Consider the following 19,163-nt stretch of genomic DNA (forward strand, 5'->3'; position numbering starts at 1 on the left):
TCACATGGAACACTATATTAGCCTGTTTGTTAAAGCCATTTTTATTGAAAATATGGCATTAGCATTTTTCTTGGGAATGTGTACCTTCCTTGCGGTATCGAAGAATGTAAAAACTGCTTTTGGACTGGGTATCGCTGTAACGGTAGTTCTTGGGATTTCTGTCCCAGCTAATAACTTGGTATACAACTTAGTATTGCGTGATGGTGCGATTGCTGAAGGTATCGACTTATCCTTCTTGAACTTCATCACGTTTATCGGTGTTATTGCCGCGTTAGTTCAGATCCTTGAAATGATTTTAGATCGCTACTTCCCATCACTGTATAACGCGTTAGGTATCTTTTTGCCATTGATTACCGTTAACTGTGCCATTTTTGGTGGTGTTTCTTTCATGGCGCAACGTGACTATAACTTTAGCGAATCGGTCGTATATGGGTTCGGTTCGGGGATCGGTTGGATGCTCGCAATCGTATTGATGGCAGCTATTCGAGAGAAGATGAAGTACTCAGATATTCCATCGGGTCTAAAAGGGTTAGGTATCACCTTTGTGACAACCGGTTTAATGGCATTGGGCTTTATGTCCTTCTCCGGTGTGCAGCTATAAAGGCGAGAAGAATTCATGGAAATTATTATTTTAGGTGTCGTGATGTTTACCCTGATTGTCTTGGTGCTGACAGGCTTAATCCTGTTTGCAAAATCCAAGCTAGTCAACACAGGGAACATCAAAGTTGAAGTTAATGGCGATCCAGACAAAAGTTTTGAAGCTCCTGCGGGTGACAAGCTATTAGGCATGTTATCAAACCAAGGTATTTTTGTTTCATCAGCGTGCGGTGGTGGTGGCTCTTGTGGTCAGTGCCGTGTGAAAATCAAAGAAGGCGGTGGTGATATTCTGCCTACTGAGCTTTCTCACATTAACAAACGTGAAGCAAAAGAAGGCTGCCGGTTAGCGTGTCAGGTCAACGTTAAGCAAGATTTAAAAATTGAGCTTCCAGAAGAAATATTTGGCGTGAAAAAATGGGAGTGTGAAGTTATTTCTAATGATAACAAAGCCACTTTCATTAAAGAGCTGAAATTGAAAATTCCAGAAGGAGAGGTCGTTCCTTTCCGTGCGGGTGGCTTTATTCAGATTGAATGCCCTGCACATGTTGTCAAATATGAAGATTTTGATGTACCAGAAGAGTACCGTGAAGATTGGGATAAATTTAACCTATTCCGTTATGTGTCTGAGGTTAAAGAGCCAACTGTTCGCGCCTATTCCATGGCAAACTACCCGGAAGAGCATGGTATTATCATGCTAAACGTGCGTATTGCTACACCACCACCTCGTAATCCGGATGTTCCACCAGGAATTATGTCCTCTTATATTTGGTCATTAAAGCCAGGGGATAAAGTGACTATTTCTGGGCCGTTTGGTGAGTTTTTCGCTAAAGAAACGGAAGCTGAAATGGTGTTTATCGGTGGTGGTGCGGGTATGGCACCAATGCGTTCTCATATATTCGACCAACTGCGCCGCTTAGATTCTAAACGTAAGATTAGTTTCTGGTATGGTGCACGTTCTGTCCGTGAGATGTTCTACACCGAAGATTTTGACCAACTCGCTGCAGAACATGAAAACTTTACATGGAATGTAGCACTTTCTGACCCTATGCCTGAAGATAATTGGAATGGTTATACTGGCTTCATCCATAATGTCTTATATGAAAACTACTTGAAAGATCATCCAGCACCGGAAGATTGTGAGTTCTACATGTGTGGTCCTCCAATGATGAATGCTGCCGTGATCAAAATGTTGAAAGACCTCGGAGTTGAAGATGAAAATATCTTATTGGATGACTTCGGTGGTTAAGCAACTTAGCTGATTTTATTAGACTAATCAAAGTCAGTAGACAGTAACACTTTAAAGAGGGAAAATATTTTCCCTCTTTGTGATTTTAGTAAATCTATTAAGCGCTAATTAGTTAACGGTTAATAGGTAGGTTTATGATTATTTTGACTGGAACATTCTCTGCATGGGTGACGATGTAAAGTGTGTTAGTAGTCTGGGCGGCCTTAACAAAATGCGCTCATGATTGACGCGGAGAAAATTATGCTAAGTAAAAGAATTTATACCTCGGTACTGCTATTTGTTGCAGCACTGTTTCTTACTGCCTGTGGTGGACCTGAACAACAGAATCTTCAGGGGCAAACAATGGGTACGTATTATTCGGTTAAATATGTCACAGATTCTTCGGAGCCAAAGCCTGAAGCAATTCAAGCCGAAATAGATAAACGTTTGGAAGAAGTTAACGACCAAATGTCAACATATCGCCCAGACTCAGAATTAAGTCGTTTTAATCAGTTTAAAGAAGTCAATACACCGTTCCCTGTTTCTGCAGCAACGGCAACTGTAGTTAAAAAAGCCATTGAAATTAATAAGCTGACAGATGGTTCATTAGATGTAACGGTTGGGCCTTTAGTTAATTTATGGGGGTTTGGCCCTGAAGGAAGAGTCACTAAAGCACCTTCGGATGAAGAATTGGCTAAGCGCAGAGCATGGGTTGGTATCGAAAAACTCGCTGTTCAAGATAATAACTTAATTAAAACAATCCCTGAGCTATATGTCGATCTTTCCTCCATTGCGAAAGGTTATGGTGTCGACGTTGTTGCTGAATATTTAGAATCATTAGGTATCAATAATTATATGGTTGATATTGGTGGTGAAGTGCGTACGAAAGGAACAAATGGTAAAGAAGTGCCATGGCGTATCGCAATAGAAAAACCCGCATCGGATGGTGTCAGCCAAACAGCACAAGAGATTATTGAACCAGGTGACCGCTCTATCGCTACATCAGGGGACTACCGTAATTACTTCGAGCAAGATGGCGTTCGTTTTTCTCATACGATAGACCCAAAAACAGGAAAACCAATCACACATAATTTAGTCTCTATTACAGTAATTGCAGAAAATTGCATGAGTGCTGATGGCTTATCTACAGGACTAAATGTTTTAGGGCCTGAAGTTGGCTTTGCTTTAGCTGAAAAAATGAATATTCCTGTTTTTATGATTGTTAAGACAGATAAAGGTTTTGAAGAGCGCTATACTAAGGCATTCGAACCATTTTTAACCAAAAAACAGTAGTTGTAGGAGGATAAAAAATGCTGAATATTTTTATTGCAGCCTTTGCACTGTTTTTGCTGGCCTTTTTAGGTATGTCACTTGGGTATATTATTAAACGTAAGAGTATCCAAGGTAGCTGCGGCGGGTTAAGCAGTATTGGTGTTGAAAAGGTGTGTGATTGCCCTGAGCCTTGTGATGCACGTAAAAAACGTATGGCGCGTGAAGAAGCCCGTCAAAAATTACTGGATAAAAACCGTATTATTTGAATAGTAATATTTAACGGTTCTATAACTAGTAATGAGCCGGAGATGTCTAAATATAGTTATTAGACATCTCCAAATATTACTTTCCCGTTATACAGTCTAAATTAATTGCATTTTCTTAGCACATGAAACAGAGACAGGGTAATTAACATGCATGCTTTTTGTCTCACCATCAAATCTAATCGTGACCTTTCCATTATCATTGTTGTTAATTTGGCAAGGTAAAAAATCACCACTACTCCACAGTTCATTACTTTTCGTAGTAATTTTAGCTTTCCAAGCACTTTTACCTGTTGTTGAGTAAGGGAATGAATTTACGTTAGAGCTAGATGTGGCATGTGCTAGATTATAAAATATAAACACATTATCATAGGGGTTATCACTATTATGATAATGTATTTCAACTTTCCTTAATGTTTCATTCCAATAATTCTCGACAATCATTGTTCCAATATTTGACATATAAAACCTTTTTTAAATTATTTTAAATAGAATTTTTGTGATGGATTAAATATATCAAGTTTTCTATAGCAGTAAATTAAGAACAATTATTATTAATTGATGAAAAGAATGTTTTTAAGATGTGATTTAATTCCTAAGCTATTATTAAAGTAATAATAGCTTAGGTGATGTTATTAGATTATTTTTTAAATGCTTTTGGGGAATCAACCATTACAGCATCAACACCAATTTCTTTTGCGAGTTGGTAGTCACTGTCATTATTAACACCAAAGACAATGATATAGGCATTGCCATTTTTTCTAAAACAGTCAATGGCTTCTTTATCCCATGAAAGGGTTGCTGGCGAGCGTGCTTCGCCTAAAGTATATTTTTCGACCACTTCAACTTTACGATGTAGTTCAAAGCCATACCAGCGAGTTGTTGTTTTGTCATTTTCTATTGAACATTGATGGTTCATCACAACATTTGCCAACAGGGTGCGAGTCTCATCACGACTTTCAAATAATGGGATCTTTGGAGATAGGGATTTGAGTGCTTTTAAAAATTCATCATTAGTGGAATAAAAACGTACTTGGTTAAATGCATTAGTTTTATCTAAGAGAGCTAAAATCGCCTTTGCTTGAATATCAGGGTTGGCGTCAGGGGATTTTAAATCTACGTAGAAAGTTGTGTCTGGGTATTTTTGCAGAATATTTTCTAGTGTAGTGATAGTTGTTTTTTGTAAGGGGAATTGCTGATTATGTTTTTGACTAAACTTATAAGCAGCATTGACATGATTGAGTTGTTCTACTGTATAAGCAGATACGTTACCTTTTTTGTCCGTCAATGAATCTAGATCACTCGGACGATATAGGACTAATTGATTATCTTTACTAAGTTGAACGGTAAGCCAAATAGCATCGGCATTATTTTGCTTGGCTAAATCAATGGCATAAATTGTGTTTTCTGGTGCATCTGCTGTTCCTGCACGGTGAGCTACAATTTTAGGGGATAGCGCTAAATTAGGGGATAGTGCGAAAACTGTTTGGCTAGCAAGCAGCATAATGAGAGGAGCCATAAATTTAACATATTTTGATGTTGATATAATTGCCATAGAGATGATCCATAAATAGTTTTTCAAGATATTGTTGTTGGTAAAACAACTCTTTTTATTACTTTTTTGTTTAAAAGTAAGTAGTAATACTTTTTTTTAAGACAAACTTTAAGCCGAATCTAGAGTTGGATAGCTTGGCAGATGATTATTGCAATAATATGAATTACCTAATTATCATGGAGTTAGCTTTTTCATTCGTCAATTTTATGGTGATGTGACAATAATTGCATGGCTAATAAAAATACTGTATATTTAATCAGGTGTTTGATTGGCAGAGTTAACCCGTGCGTAAAATTATTCATATTGATATGGACTGCTTTTATGCAGCGATCGAAATGCGTGACGACCCAAGCCTTCGTAATGTCCCCATTGCAGTGGGGGGAAGCGCAGATCGCCGAGGCGTTATTAGTACTGCAAATTATGAAGCCCGTCGCTACGGTGTTCACAGTGCGATGTCTACTGCGATTGCACTTAGGCTTTGCCCTCACTTGAAAGTGGTTCCTGGGCATATGGCACTTTACAAAGAAACCTCCCTGTATATTCGAAAAATATTTGCTCGCTATACTGACCTCATAGAACCACTTTCTCTTGATGAAGCTTATTTGGATGTCACTGATTGTACGCAATTACATGGCTCTGCAACGCTAATTGCTGAGGCCATTCGCCAGCAAATCTTTGATGAACTGCAATTAACCGCTTCAGCGGGGATAGCGCCAATAAAATTTTTGGCGAAAATAGCTTCAGATATGAATAAACCCAATGGCCAATTCGTGATCACGCCGCAAAATATGGATCAATTTATTCTTAGCTTGCCCCTTAAAAAAATTCCTGGCGTGGGTAAGGTAACCGCTCAGAAATTAGCGGATATGGGGTTACTCACTTGTGCTGACGTCCAAAAATATGATGTTGTTACATTGGTTAAAAGCATGGGTAAATTCGGGCAGGTACTTTGGGATCGATGCCATGGTATCGATGAGCGTGCTATTAACCCTGATAGACTCAGAAAGTCGGTAGGGGTTGAACGCACCCTTGCAGAAGATATATATCAATGGAGCGATTGTCTGCCTCTGCTTGATAAACTCTATGACGAACTACAATTACGTCTAGCGAAGGTAAAACCCGATCTGCGTATTGCTCGTCAAGGTGTAAAATTTAAATTTGCAGACTTTCAGCAAACAACACAAGAACACGTATACCCAATTCTTAATAAACAAGATTTAGTCCAGATAGCGAAACAAGTTTGGGATAATCGCCGCTTAGGGCGTGGTGTTCGGTTAGTTGGTTTGCATGTGATGCTGCAAAGCCCGCAGCTTGAAAGGCAATTATTACTTGAATTATAAAAAACACCCATCGCATGATGGGTGTTTCATAACAATTAATTGCTTATTCTTTGACTGGAATTGCTTTTAAAACCGCAGTTAGTAATTTCCAATACTCTCCAACGCTTGCAATGTGTACACGTTCATCAGGGGAGTGTGCACCGCGAATAGTTGGCCCAATTGAAACCATATCCATGTCTGGGTAAGGTTTTTTGAATAGACCACACTCAAGGCCTGCGTGGATCACCATGACATTAGGGATTTTACCGAACAGCTTGTTGTAGGTATCGCTGACTAAATGCATTACTGGTGAGTCTGCATCTGGTTGCCAACCTGGGTAGCTACCTTCTGCACGGTATTGGGCTTGTGCTAATTTACTGATAGATGTCAACATGTTAACAACGTAGTTTTTGCCGCTATCGATAAGTGAACGAACAAGGAAGATAATTTCTGCTTTATCTTCAGTTAGTCGTACAACACCTTCGTTAAGTGAGGTTTCAACCACGCCAATGGCAACATCACTCATGCGGATCACACCGTTTGGCGCCGCATTTAAGAAGAAAACAAAACGTTTTTGGCAGTCATCAGAAAGTGCTTTTAATTCGCTTTGCGTTTCATCTAGTAGCAGAACAAGGTTAGGCTCAACGACGGCTAATTCATTTTTCAGAATATCTTCATAACGAGCTCTTAGGGCAGTTAACTCAGCGACTTTGTTCGCAGGAACGGCAATAATGGCGTAAGCTTCCCGAGGAATGGCGTTACGAACAGTACCACCTCTGAAATCTAATAGTTTTAGGTTTAAATCTTCTGCGTGGCCAGCTAGAAAACGTGCTAACAGCTTATTGGCATTACCTAAGCCTAAATGTACATCACCACCAGAGTGCCCACCTTTTAGGCCTTTTAGGGTCATTGTGAAGGTTTTATAGCCTTGTGGTAATGCTTCACGTGTCAGGTCAAACGTAGAGGTAAAGTCAACCCCACCAGCACAACCCATGTAAATTTCACCTTCTTCTTCTGAGTCGGTGTTAATCAGAATATCGGCTTGTAACCAGCCTGCTTTCAAGCCAAACGCACCTTCCATGCCGGCTTCTTCAGTCATGGTCAGAAGAACTTCCATTGGCCCATGCTCAACACTATCATCAGCAAGAACAGCCAACGCAGAAGCTAAGCCAATGCCGTTATCAGCACCTAAAGTGGTTCCTTCAGCGGTGACCCATTCACCATTAACATATGGACGAATTGGATCTGTTTTAAAGTCATGTACCGTGTCGTTATTTTTCTGTGGCACCATGTCTAAGTGAGCTTGTAAAACAACGCCTTTGCGGTTTTCATAACCAGGGGTTGCAGGTTTACGGATCAGAATATTACCCACTTCATCACGTTCAACGTGAAAGCCTTTTTGTTTTGACCAATCAACAATATGTGCGGCTAAGGCTTCTTCGTGGTATGAAGGGTGCGGGATAGAACAGATTTTCGCGAAGATGTCCCATAGTGGTTGGGGGGATAATGTAGCTAGCTCAGACACGTCTCTCTCCTTTTATTTTCCCTTTATATTTCAATCTGTAGCGTTGTTGGCTTCATTCATAAATCCCAGTCACATACTTATGTATGCTCCTAGGATTTACTCATTTGCCGCCTAGCTACAAATTGAACTATTTAGGGATAATATCCTGAATAACCCAGTAGGAGCTGATCGGCAACCAACGTTAATTTCAGCTTCAATTTTAAAAGGAATATTGCTGTAATTATGACCTAACAGCCTGAAGTTTCGAATTAAAGGCTGCCTCTTTTATAAACTCAGGATAACACTTTCTTTTGAGCAATGGACAGTGTAAATGATAATAATTAATGTCGAATGGTGCTTTTTACTGGTTTTTAACCGGCCAAATCACTATAATCTCGCGCAACCTTTTTTCCGCAAGACACATTTCAGATTTACTCAGCAGTCGGGACCCGAATTTTATGAGCGAAAAATATGTCGTAACGTGGGATATGTTGCAAATACATGCCCGTAAACTCGCACAACGTTTATTACCAGTAGAGCAATGGACCGGTATTATCGCGGTTAGCCGTGGTGGCCTTGTTCCTGGAGCACTTCTAGCACGCGAACTTGGTATTCGTAACGTTGACACCGTTTGTATTTCTAGCTATGACCATGACAACCAGCGCGAATTAACCGTGATTAAACGTGCTGAAGGTGATGGTGAAGGCTATATTGTCATTGATGATTTGGTGGATACAGGCGGCACAGCTCAAGCTATCCGTAACATGTACCCTAAAGCCCACTTTGTTACTATTTTTGCAAAACCTGCAGGGCGTCCATTAGTGGATGACTACGTAGTTGATATTCCACAAGACACATGGATCGAACAGCCATGGGATATGGGCGTCGTTTTTGTTAACCCATTGTGTGAACAAGATAAATAAATCTGTGTTTTACGCGAGCTTTAGGTAAAAACATTGTAATTATAAAGTGTTATAGAATTTATTGATTGCAAAAACACATTAATACCTAAAATTTTTAAGCTAAACACGATATAATTTGGGGAGTGCATTTTTGCATTCCCTTTATTTTTGGCCAAATTCAACTCTGATAGACAAGGAAATAGGGATGACTCAGCAAAACCTTTCAGAAAAACTTTTCAAACCTAAAGTCAGACAAGTTGAAACGTCAACATTAGTCTCTTATTCATCTCAAACAATTTCTCAAATTAAAGAACATAGTGTGTTAAGTGGGTCTCACCATGCGGGGTGGTACCGTATGATTAACCGCTTAATGTGGATTTGGCGGGGAATAGACGCCTTAGAAATTGAAGAGGTGCTAAGCCGTATTGCTATCTCAGATGCTGAGCGTAGTGATGATAATTTATTGGATACAGTCATTGGTAATCGTCGTGGAAACTGGTGTTTTGAATGGTCCCAGCAAGCCATGCATTGGCAGCAAAAAGCGTTAGAGTTTGAAAAAGGTGCAGAAGCAGGGGATGCTTGGTTGCGTTCTGCTAATTTGTACAGCATTGCAGCTTATCCTTTTATTAAAGGTGACGAGCTGGCTGACCAAGCTATTTTGTTGGCTTGTAAAGCGTATGATAGCGCAGCAAAATTTTCTCAATATCGCTTAAAGAAAATTCCATTTAAAGTTGATGGTGGAAAAGAAGTCTGTGGCTTTTTACATATTCCTTCACACGGTCAAGGGCCTTACCCGACCGTGATGATTTGCGGCATGTTAGATAGCTTACAAATTGATTTTTGCCGCTATTTCCGTGACTACCTCGAACCTCTCGGTATTGCGATGCTAACACTGGATATGCCATCTATTGGTTATTCGGTAAAACAAAAGCTTACACAGGAAACAAGCACCCTACATGAGCAAATTGTTCGCCAGATTGGGGATATCGCTTGGATTGACCACACGCGTTTTGGTATCGTGGGTATGCGTTTTGGCGCAAATATAGCATTAAGATTAGCTTATATGTGTCCAGATAAGATTAAAGCAGTCGCTGTCATAGGGCCAATTGTGCACAGTTTATTGCATGAAGAGAAATATCAGCAGGATATTCCTCGAATGGTTCTGGATGTGTTCGCCAGTCGTTTGGGGATTTATCAAGTTGATGGTTCTGCTTTACGCCATGAGTTAAGTTGTTATTCACTTAAAAATCAAGGGCTTTTAGGGCGACGCAGTAAAGTCCCAATGTTATCGGTTAGCCTCAAAGATGATATTTATAGCCCTAAAGCCGAATCTGATTTAATTCGACGCTCTTCGATGGATGCTGATACGATAATGCTACCAAGCCAGCCTGTTTTTGCTAATTTTGAAAAGGCGTTAAGTGAAACTACTAATTGGTTAAAAGCAAAAATACTTTAATTTTATTTAATAACTTGCTTATTTTTACCCATTTGTTAAAAAGGGATCTTCCCAAGAAGGAGATCCTTAACATGGCTTTACCGACTGATTACTCAAATGGAAAGTATTTAAAGAAGTTTGCTTCGATAGGACCTTATTTACGTGAAAAACAATGTTTAAATGGCTGTTATATATTTGATAGCCTCGTTGTTTGCGTGAATGCAAATATTGCCCCAGAAAAACGCGAATTTTGGGGGTGGTGGCTAAAATTGGTAGCAACTGATAAGGGCTTTGAATTTATTTATCATTTTGGCCTATACAACAGTCATGGTAGTTGGCAAGTCAAAGCACTAAAAGATGCGGCAACCATTGAAGCGACCGAGCAAAATTTAGTGTCATTTCACCAAGCCCTTGCAAAACAATTATCTGAACTTGAGTTAAGCCTCTTTCCCTCCCCGCTAATGGCAGAATTAAAACTGGAATTAAGCGCATAAATTTGTTTTAAACCAACTTTTGTTGAATTTTGCGTTATGCTTGTTGGCATAACGCGCTTCTCCTGATAAAAATGATACCTACTTTTTGGTTTATTAATCCTAATGGCAGAAAAATGATGAAAAATAGCCAGACGCTGGTAGTTAAATTAGGGACCAGTGTATTAACAGGGGGCTCGCGCCGTTTAAATCAAGCTCATATTGTTGAGCTTGTCAGGCAATGCGCGCAGCAATATGAAAAAGGGCATCGCATTATTATTGTGACTTCTGGGGCAATTGCCGCGGGTCGCGAACATTTAAATTACCCCGAACTGCCGGCTACCATAGCATCTAAACAGTTGCTTGCGGCGGTCGGTCAAAGTCGTTTAATTCAGTTATGGGAACGGTTATTCTCCATTTATGGTATTCATATCGGGCAAATGTTACTGACACGAGCCGATTTAGAAGACAGAGAACGTTTCTTAAATGCACGAGATACCTTGCAAGCTCTGTTAGATAACGGAATCATTCCAGTTATTAATGAAAATGATGCCGTTGCTACCGCAGAAATTAAAGTCGGTGATAATGACAATCTATCCGCTTTGGCCGCGATTCTTGGCGATGCCGACAAACTGCTATTACTCACGGATATCGAAGGCTTATATGATGCTGACCCACGCAGTAATCCAAATGCAAAATTGATACCCGAAGTGTATGGTATCAATGATGAACTTCGTGAAATGGCGGGGGGAAGCGTTAGCGGGTTAGGAACCGGTGGAATGGCAACTAAATTACAAGCAGCAGATGTCGCGGGTCGCGCAGGAATTGATGTTATCATTGCAGCAGGCAATAAACCCGATGTTATTAATGCGGTTATTGAAAATCTTCCAGTTGGTACCCGTTTTTATGGGCAAAAAAATCCAATGGAAAATCGTAAACGTTGGATTTTCGGTGCTCCAGCCGCTGGGGATGTCTACATTGATGATGGTGCACAACTGGCAATTATGGAAAAAGGCAGTTCATTGTTGCCAAAAGGAATTAAAAAGATTGAAGGCGATTTCTCTCGAGGCGCAGTGATCCGTATTCGTAATATGGCAGGAAAAGACCTAGCTCATGGGGTCAGCCATTATAACAGTGATGCACTGAGAATGATTGCTGGGCACCATTCACAAGAAATCAGTAAAATACTTGGTTATGAACACGGTTCTGTGGCTGTTCATCGTGATGATATGATAGTGAGTTAATTATGTTAGAGACAATGGGTAAGGCAGCAAGAGTTGCTTCATGGCAATTAGCTCAGTTAAGTACCAAACAAAAAAATGCAGCACTATTACAAATTGCAGATCTACTAGAACAAGATAATGCAGTTATACTGGCAGCGAATCAAAAAGACATGGCGCAGGCAAAAGCAAGCGGTATGAGTGAGGCGTTACAAGACCGATTATTATTGACGCCAGAGCGTTTAAAAAGTATTGCTGATGATGTCAGAAAAGTATGTCAATTAGCTGATCCTGTTGGGCAAATCATTGATGGAAGCCAATTGGATAGCGGTTTAAATTTACAACGTCGCCGTGTTCCATTGGGAGTTGTTGGCGTTATTTATGAAGCTCGCCCTAATGTTACCGTTGATGTGGCCTCGTTATGTTTAAAAACAGGTAATGCGGTCATTTTGCGTGGCGGGAAAGAGACGCATCATACTAACCTTGCGGTAGTGGAAGTTATTCAAAAAGCATTGGAAAATAGCGGCTTGCCAGCAGATGCAGTACAAGCTATTAATAATCCGGACCGTGAATTAGTTGCACAATTACTCAAATTAGATCGTTACATTGATATGCTAATCCCTCGTGGCGGTGCGGGGTTACATAAATTATGTCGTGAGCAATCCACGATCCCGGTAATTACCGGGGGCATTGGCGTTTGCCATACATTTGTTGATAAATCGGTGGATTTTAATAAAGCCATTGATGTGATTATTAATGCGAAAGTTCAGCGCCCAAGTGCCTGTAATTCACTTGAAACATTATTAGTTCATAAAGAGATTGCGACTGAGTTCCTACCGTTTTTAAGTGAAAAAATGGCGCAGCAACAAGTCACTCTGCATGCGAGTGAAAAAGCACTTCCATTACTAAAACAAGGCCCAGCGAAAGTTGTTGATGTAAAACCTGAAAACCTTGTCGATGAGTGGTTATCACTGGATCTTAACGTAGAAATTGTGGATGACATTGACGCAGCTATTGACCATATTCGCCAGTATGGTACTGCGCATTCTGATGCTATCTTGACAGAATCTATTCATCAAGCTGACTATTTTGTTCAATGTGTAGATTCAGCAGCGGTATATGTTAATGCAAGCACTCGCTTTACTGATGGTGGTCAGTTTGGTTTAGGTGCAGAGGTCGCAGTAAGTACGCAGAAATTACACTCACGTGGCCCTATGGGGTTAGATGCACTAACAACGTATAAATGGATCGGATATGGCGACTTTTTGAGTCGTCCATAATGAGTAAAAATGATGAGATAGCCACACTTGTGTGGCTTGAGGTTGTTGACAAAGCGAGATAAAAGCGTGGTTTTTCCCGCTTTGTGTTATCAGCCAAAAATCAATAAATTGATTTTCCTAGTTTATTTTCAAAACCTATTAGATTGCTGCCAAACATAATATGTTTGGCAGCAGTCTATCGCCACACTTGTGTGGCTTTCTTTTTTTATTTGTCAAATTAAGCAATTTATCATAAGTAAATTTGTAATCAGTATTGCTTAGTATTCATGATGATGGGATGAAATTTAATGTTTTACATTATCGGTCCAAGAGGTTCGGGTAAAACCACAATTGGTAAAAAATTTGCAGAATCTAAAGGCTATCAATTTGTTGATACAGATAAATTGGTTTTAGAAAAAGCGGGAAAAAGTATCGCTGAAATTGTTGAACAGCACGGTTGGGATTACTTTCGTCAGCTAGAAACTGACGTCCTTAAGTCGATTAAGCAAAATAATATGATTGTTTCTACTGGCGGAGGCCTGGTTCTCGCAGAAGAAAATCAGCAAATTATGCGTAATAACGGCACTGTTATTTATTTAAATACCCATCCTGAAGTTTTAGCAAAACGCCTTGCAGCAGAGCCACAAGCGGATCAACGACCAAGTTTGACCGGGAAATCTTTAATTGAAGAAATTGAAGAAGTGATGCAACAAAGGGAACCTATCTACCGTGCGACTGCTCACCATATTATTGATGCTGCGCAGCCTGTCGACGATATCATCGCACAACTTAATGATTTAACTTAAACTAATGACTAATAAGCCTGCGGTGTTTTCGGAATATACTAATTAGAGCAAAGGGAGTAGCTCAGTAAGATAGATGTCACTAAAGGTATAGTTGTATCACACTAATATATAAAAATATAATCATAGTATAGGGACTCATTATGTTGGCAAAGATAGTCAAAACAGTACTTAAATTTTTGTTTCGCGTGCAAGTTATTGGTGATGCGAAAGAGTTTAATCAAGATAAATGTTTGATTACACCTAATCATGTTTCTTTCCTTGATGGTGTATTAATCGCACTTTTCTTACCTGTTAAACCTGTATTTGCTGTTTATTCAACATTTGCCACACCAAAAATGGTGAAGCGCCTTAAGCCCTATGCAGATATTGTCCCTCTTGATCCTGCCAACCCTCTAGGTATTCGTCATCTAGTTAAAGAGGTAGAAAAAGGGCGCCCGATAGTTATTTTTCCAGAAGGCCGAATTTCAGTTCATGGCTCTTTAATGAAAATATACGAAGGAGCGGCTTTTGTGGCCGCAAAGTCTGGAGCAAAAGTTGTTCCTATTCGTATAGAAGGGGCTCAATATAGCCATTTTGGGCGTCTGAAAGGCATTTTTCCATTAAAATGGTTTCCGAAGATCACATTGCATATCTTGCCGGCACAAGCTATCCCAATGCCTGAAGCACCTAAGGCTGTAGAGCGTCGAGCTCTGGCTGGTGAACACCTGTACCAAATCATGAAATCTGCTCGTATGTCTTGTTTACCACAAGTCACATTAGTTGAAGAATTTATTCAAAGTGTTCAGTTTTTTGGGCGCCGTACGCCTTGTATCGAGGACATCGCATTTAAAGAAGACTCATATCAATCCCTATTGAAAAAAACCTTAGGGGTTGGTCGTATTATTGAACGCTATACACATGAAAATGAAAGAGTTGGCCTATTATTGCCAAATGCGACAGTCACCGCAGCTGCAATTTTCGGTGCTTTAATGAGAGGCCGAGTACCTGCTATGCTCAATTACACAGCGGGCAGTCACGGTATTAGTAACGCGTTAAAAGCCTCTGCGGCGAAAGTAGTCTTTACTTCGCGCCAATTTTTGGAAAAAGGCAACTTAACGCATATTCCAGAACAAGTGCCAGAAGCAAGTTGGATTTATCTTGAAGATTTAAAAGATACGGTAACATGGCAAGATAAATTATGGATTATTAAACACTTATTCAACCCTAAAAAAGCCATTCTTCCTCGTAAACCGTCTGATGAAGCCGTTGTTTTATTCACATCTGGTTCTGAAGGTACACCAAAAGGTGTTGTTCACAGCCATGCTAGCTTGATGGCAAACGTAGAACAAATAAAAACGATCGCTGATTTCACCCCACGTGACCGTTTTATGTCGTCACTGCCGTTATTTCACGCATTTGGTTTGACGGTTGGTTTATTTATCCCTCTATTTTCAGGAAGCCGAGTTTTCCTTTATCCAAGCCCATTGCATTACCGAGTCATTCCTGAATTAGTCTATGACAAAAACTGCACCGTATTATTCGGAACATCAACCTTTTTAGGTAACTACGCACGGTTTGCTCATCAGTATGATTTCGCACGTTTACGTTATGTGGTTGCCGGTGCAGAAAAATTATCGGATAAAACGAAAAAAATCTGGTTTGATAAATTTGGCATCCGAATTCTTGAAGGTTATGGGGTCACTGAATGTGCACCAATTGTATCAATCAATGTCCCTATGGCCGCGAAAGAAGGCTCTGTTGGGCAAATTTTACCTGAAATGGAAGCGCGAATTATTCCAATTTCTGGAATTGAACAGGGTGGTAAATTACAGCTTAAAGGCCCAAATATTATGAAAGGGTATTTGCGCGTTGAAGCCCCTGGCGTCCTTGAAACACCGCAAGCTGAAAATGCACAAGGTGAAATAGAGGAAGGTTGGTACGACACTGGTGATATCGTTGAATTAGACCATAAAAATTTCTGTACTATAAAAGGCCGTGTTAAACGTTTTGCTAAACTTGCAGGAGAAATGGTTTCCCTCGAAAGTATCGAGCAAATGGTGGCATCTATTTCTCCCAATGCAAATCACGGTGTGGTTACAAAGCCAGATAGCAGTAAAGGTGAAGCACTTGTTTTGTTCACAACAGATAAAGAATTAGACCGTAGCGCATTATCCAGTGCAGCCAAAAGTAAAGGATTAACCGAGTTAGCGGTTCCACGCGATATTCGTTTTGTTAAAGAGTTGCCAGTGCTAGGTAGTGGTAAAACGGATTTTGTTACATTAAAGCAAATGGCATTAAAGGATGAATAATATGCAAGAAAGCACTTCCAATTCACCGCTAATGAGCCGAGGTATGAAAGCAGTACTGGCTTCACAGTTCCTCTCTGCATTTGCGGATAATGCATTATTATTTGCCATATTAGCCCAGCTCAAAGCCGAATTTTACCCCGAGTGGAGTCACCCTATCTTGCAAATGGTGTTTGTTTTTACTTACATCATTTTAGCGCCATTTGTTGGGCAAATCGCGGATAGGTTTTCAAAAGGCCGAGTGATGTTGTTTTCTAACATCTTTAAATTTATTGGAGCACTAGGGATTTGTTTTGGCCTAAACCCATTCCTTTGCTATGGGTTAGTGGGGATCGGTGCAGCATCCTATTCACCGGCTAAATACGGTATTCTCGGTGAACTCACTGGCGGCGATAACCTTGTTAAGGCCAATGGTGTGATGGAGGCTTCAACAATTGCAGCCATTTTAGTGGGGTCAGTTGTCGGAGGAATGCTGTCCGATATTAACTTAATCTTAGCGTTAGGTACATGTGCTGCACTGTATGCGTTAGCCGTTATTGCGAATTTTTTCATCCCACACTTAGTTGCGGCGAGGCCTGGAAAAGGTTGGGATCTTAAGCTGTTGATGGCGTCTTTTTTCAGTGCTTGCCGTGTGCTATGGGCGAATCAAGAGAGTCGTTTTTCACTAGTCGGAACTAGCTTGTTCTGGGGGGCCGGGGTAACGTTGCGTTTTCTGCTCGTTGCATGGGTGCCTGTAGCGTTGGGGTTACAAGACAACACCACACCAACCATTCTAAATGCGATGGTTGCGGTGGGGATAGTCGCAGGTGCGGGGCTTGCTGCCAAATTTATTACCTTAAAAACGGTTTATCGATGCATCCCTGCGGGAGTTATTATAGGTGTGATGGTAGTGTTACTTTCCTTGCAAACTAACATTATTCCATCCTATTTTATTTTAATTATTCTTGGGATTTTTGGCGGTTTATTTGTCGTTCCATTGAATGCATTATTACAAGAAAAAGGGAAAGAAACCGTTGGCGCAGGGAATGCGATCGCCGTACAAAATTTAGGTGAAAATAGTGCAATGCTGATTATGTTAGGCTTGTACTCACTGGCAATTAAAGCAGGTTTATCCGTTGTGAATGCGGGTATTGGTTTTGGTGCTGTATTTGCAATTGCGATTGCGGGTTTATGGGTTTGGGATCGTGCTCGTAAAAAAATGGCATAAAGGTAGATAGCATCATGATAGATGAGAAACGGCTTGAAACACTGAGTATTCAGATTGGACTGAAACTGAAAGAACAGGGTAAAACAGTCACAACCGCTGAGTCTTGTACCGGGGGCTGGGTTGCGAAGGTTTTAACCGATATCTCGGGTAGCTCAGATTACTTTCAGCGCGGTTTTGTGACATACAGTAATGAAGCAAAGCATCAAATGATTGGTGTTAAGAGCGAGTCTTTACAACGGTATGGTGCTGTAAGCCAACAAGTTGTTACAGAAATGGCGGAAGGCGCTTTGCAAGAAGCCAGTGCAGATTTCGCTGTTTCAGTTAGTGGAATAGCAGGCCCTGGGGGCGGTAGTATAGAAAAACCTGTTGGTACGGTATGGTTTGGTTTTGCGCAAAAACAGGCAGACCAAACGGTATTTGTCACAACACAACATAGAGTGTTTCAAGGAAACCGAAACGAAGTTCGTTTTCAATCAACAGTTTATATACTTGAAACACTTTTAAAGCAGTTAAATTAAAAATTTCCTTGATACTGTATGATTATACAGTATAATCAGTTTCAACAAACCGAATTCAATCGTTTTATTTGCAGTGGTCAAATCATTGCACTTAGGGAGTAAACATGGCTATTGATGAAAACAAACAAAAAGCACTTGCAGCAGCATTAGGCCAAATTGAAAAACAATTTGGTAAAGGTTCCATTATGCGTCTTGGTGAAGACCGCTCTATGGATGTTGAAACTATCTCAACAGGCTCCTTATCCCTTGATGTTGCATTGGGTGCTGGTGGCTTGCCACTAGGTCGTATTGTTGAAATCTACGGCCCTGAATCCTCAGGTAAAACAACACTAACCCTGCAAGTTATTGCAGCAGCACAACGTAGCGGTAAAACGTGTGCTTTCATCGATGCTGAACACGCTTTAGACCCTATCTATGCTAAAAAATTAGGCGTCGATATTGATAACTTACTGTGCTCTCAACCTGATACCGGTGAACAAGCGCTAGAAATTTGTGATGCATTAACTCGCTCAGGTGCGGTTGATGTAATCATCGTTGACTCCGTTGCTGCGTTAACACCAAAAGCAGAAATTGAAGGTGAAATTGGTGATTCACATATGGGCTTAGCTGCTCGTATGATGAGCCAAGCAATGCGTAAGTTAGCGGGTAACTTAAAAACATCTAATACCCTACTGATCTTTATCAACCAAATTCGTATGAAGATTGGTGTTATGTTTGGTAACCCAGAAACAACAACGGGTGGTAATGCATTAAAATTTTATGCATCTGTTCGTTTAGATATCCGTCGTATTGGTGCAGTGAAAAATGGCGAGGAAATTGTCGGTAGTGAAACTCGCGTTAAAGTGGTAAAAAACAAAGTTGCAGCGCCATTTAAACAAGCTGAATTCCAAATTTTGTATGGTGAAGGTATTAATACCTTCGGCGAGTTAATTGATTTGGGTGTAAAACACAAATTAATTGAAAAAGCAGGGGCTTGGTATAGCTATAACGGCGATAAAATTGGCCAAGGTAAAGCTAATTCAACAAATTATTTAAAAGAGCACCCTGAAGTCGCTCAAGAAATTGATACCAAACTGCGTGAAATGTTATTAAACCACACTGGTGAATTTAGCAGTGCGGCAACAGACTTTATCAATGATTCTGATGAAGAAGAAACACCAGAAGAATTTTAATATCAATCTAGTTTATTGATTAGTAAGTAAATTATAGGCGCTCCGCTGATGTGGTTGCGCCTGTTTTGTTTTAAACCTATTACATTAATAGTTTATTGAACAGTTTTTCTGTGGAAAAATACGCCAGTGCAAGGTATAAACATACTTTCAGAAA

18 protein-coding genes are annotated in these 19,163 nt (G+C 40.2%); 15 read left to right on the top strand and 3 right to left on the bottom strand.

What is annotated here, in order from left to right:
- Window positions 1–4 precede the first annotated feature (4 nt).
- The 4 genes from nqrE to nqrM all read left to right on the top strand — a co-directional run bounded on the left by nqrE (window position 5) and on the right by nqrM (window position 3,360).
- Window positions 5–601, top strand: coding sequence for an NADH:ubiquinone reductase (Na(+)-transporting) subunit E (gene nqrE / locus P3L37_RS04150; RefSeq protein ID WP_004914100.1), 597 nt, complete (start codon window positions 5–7; stop codon window positions 599–601).
- Between the two features lie 15 nt (window positions 602–616).
- Window positions 617–1,843, top strand: a complete 1,227-nt coding sequence (gene nqrF, locus P3L37_RS04155) for an NADH:ubiquinone reductase (Na(+)-transporting) subunit F (protein ID WP_004914098.1) — start codon at window positions 617–619, stop codon at window positions 1,841–1,843.
- A gap of 240 nt (window positions 1,844–2,083) precedes the next feature.
- Window positions 2,084–3,115, top strand: a complete 1,032-nt coding sequence (locus tag P3L37_RS04160) for an FAD:protein FMN transferase (RefSeq protein WP_042851653.1) — start codon at window positions 2,084–2,086, stop codon at window positions 3,113–3,115.
- Between the two features lie 17 nt (window positions 3,116–3,132).
- Window positions 3,133–3,360 carry a (Na+)-NQR maturation NqrM gene (nqrM, locus tag P3L37_RS04165; protein ID WP_004914094.1) on the top strand — a complete coding sequence of 76 codons (228 nt, stop codon included), beginning with the start codon at window positions 3,133–3,135 and terminating at the stop codon, window positions 3,358–3,360.
- Between the two features lie 96 nt (window positions 3,361–3,456).
- On the opposite strand, the gene P3L37_RS04170 is transcribed toward nqrM, so the two are convergent.
- On the bottom strand, window positions 3,457–3,819 hold the full coding sequence (locus P3L37_RS04170) for a hypothetical protein (RefSeq protein ID WP_110732236.1): 363 nt from the start codon (window positions 3,817–3,819) through the stop codon (window positions 3,457–3,459).
- A 178-nt stretch (window positions 3,820–3,997) separates the two neighbouring features.
- Complete coding sequence (locus tag P3L37_RS04175; protein ID WP_110732235.1) at window positions 3,998–4,912, bottom strand: glycerophosphodiester phosphodiesterase family protein; 915 nt, start codon at window positions 4,910–4,912, stop codon at window positions 3,998–4,000.
- Between the two features lie 284 nt (window positions 4,913–5,196).
- On the opposite strand from P3L37_RS04175, the gene dinB reads away from it, so the two are divergent.
- Window positions 5,197–6,252 (top strand): DNA polymerase IV, encoded by a 1,056-nt coding sequence (dinB, locus tag P3L37_RS04180; RefSeq protein WP_004914090.1) that lies wholly within the window; start codon window positions 5,197–5,199, stop codon window positions 6,250–6,252.
- A gap of 43 nt (window positions 6,253–6,295) precedes the next feature.
- On the opposite strand, the gene pepD is transcribed toward dinB, so the two are convergent.
- A complete protein-coding gene (gene pepD, locus P3L37_RS04185; protein ID WP_109911973.1) occupies window positions 6,296–7,756 on the bottom strand; it encodes a beta-Ala-His dipeptidase in 1,461 nt (486 codons plus the stop codon).
- 437 nt (window positions 7,757–8,193) lie between these two features.
- Here pepD and gpt point away from each other — a divergent pair, with 437 nt between their 5' ends.
- The 10 genes from gpt to recA all read left to right on the top strand — a co-directional run bounded on the left by gpt (window position 8,194) and on the right by recA (window position 19,009).
- Window positions 8,194–8,658: a xanthine phosphoribosyltransferase gene (gene gpt, locus P3L37_RS04190; protein ID WP_109911994.1), complete on the top strand. Its 465-nt coding sequence runs from the start codon at window positions 8,194–8,196 to the stop codon at window positions 8,656–8,658.
- Window positions 8,659–8,842: 184 nt separating this feature from the next.
- Window positions 8,843–10,093: an esterase FrsA gene (gene frsA / locus P3L37_RS04195; RefSeq protein ID WP_004914084.1), complete on the top strand. Its 1,251-nt coding sequence runs from the start codon at window positions 8,843–8,845 to the stop codon at window positions 10,091–10,093.
- Between the two features lie 71 nt (window positions 10,094–10,164).
- The gene (gene crl / locus P3L37_RS04200) at window positions 10,165–10,566 is read left to right on the top strand and encodes a sigma factor-binding protein Crl (protein ID WP_109911974.1); all 402 of its coding nucleotides are present in this window, start codon (window positions 10,165–10,167) and stop codon (window positions 10,564–10,566) included.
- A 116-nt stretch (window positions 10,567–10,682) separates the two neighbouring features.
- The gene (gene proB / locus P3L37_RS04205; protein ID WP_036958967.1) at window positions 10,683–11,786 is read left to right on the top strand and encodes a glutamate 5-kinase; all 1,104 of its coding nucleotides are present in this window, start codon (window positions 10,683–10,685) and stop codon (window positions 11,784–11,786) included.
- Window positions 11,787–11,788: 2 nt separating this feature from the next.
- Window positions 11,789–13,042 (top strand): glutamate-5-semialdehyde dehydrogenase, encoded by a 1,254-nt coding sequence (proA, locus tag P3L37_RS04210; protein ID WP_109911975.1) that lies wholly within the window; start codon window positions 11,789–11,791, stop codon window positions 13,040–13,042.
- Window positions 13,043–13,329: 287 nt separating this feature from the next.
- Window positions 13,330–13,827 (top strand): shikimate kinase AroL, encoded by a 498-nt coding sequence (gene aroL, locus P3L37_RS04215; protein ID WP_004914075.1) that lies wholly within the window; start codon window positions 13,330–13,332, stop codon window positions 13,825–13,827.
- A 140-nt stretch (window positions 13,828–13,967) separates the two neighbouring features.
- The gene (aas, locus tag P3L37_RS04220) at window positions 13,968–16,115 is read left to right on the top strand and encodes a bifunctional acyl-ACP--phospholipid O-acyltransferase/long-chain-fatty-acid--ACP ligase (RefSeq protein WP_109911976.1); all 2,148 of its coding nucleotides are present in this window, start codon (window positions 13,968–13,970) and stop codon (window positions 16,113–16,115) included.
- A 1-nt stretch (window position 16,116) separates the two neighbouring features.
- Window positions 16,117–17,319, top strand: coding sequence for a lysophospholipid transporter LplT (lplT, locus tag P3L37_RS04225; RefSeq protein WP_109911977.1), 1,203 nt, complete (start codon window positions 16,117–16,119; stop codon window positions 17,317–17,319).
- A 14-nt stretch (window positions 17,320–17,333) separates the two neighbouring features.
- Entirely contained in the window at window positions 17,334–17,837 is a 504-nt protein-coding gene (gene pncC, locus P3L37_RS04230) for a nicotinamide-nucleotide amidase (protein WP_109911978.1), read from the top strand.
- 104 nt (window positions 17,838–17,941) lie between these two features.
- Window positions 17,942–19,009, top strand: coding sequence for a recombinase RecA (gene recA, locus P3L37_RS04235; RefSeq protein WP_004914068.1), 1,068 nt, complete (start codon window positions 17,942–17,944; stop codon window positions 19,007–19,009).
- Window positions 19,010–19,163: the final 154 nt, after the last annotated feature.

The organism is Providencia sp. PROV114, assembly GCF_032704305.1.
Lineage (GTDB): Bacteria > Pseudomonadota > Gammaproteobacteria > Enterobacterales > Enterobacteriaceae > Providencia > Providencia rettgeri.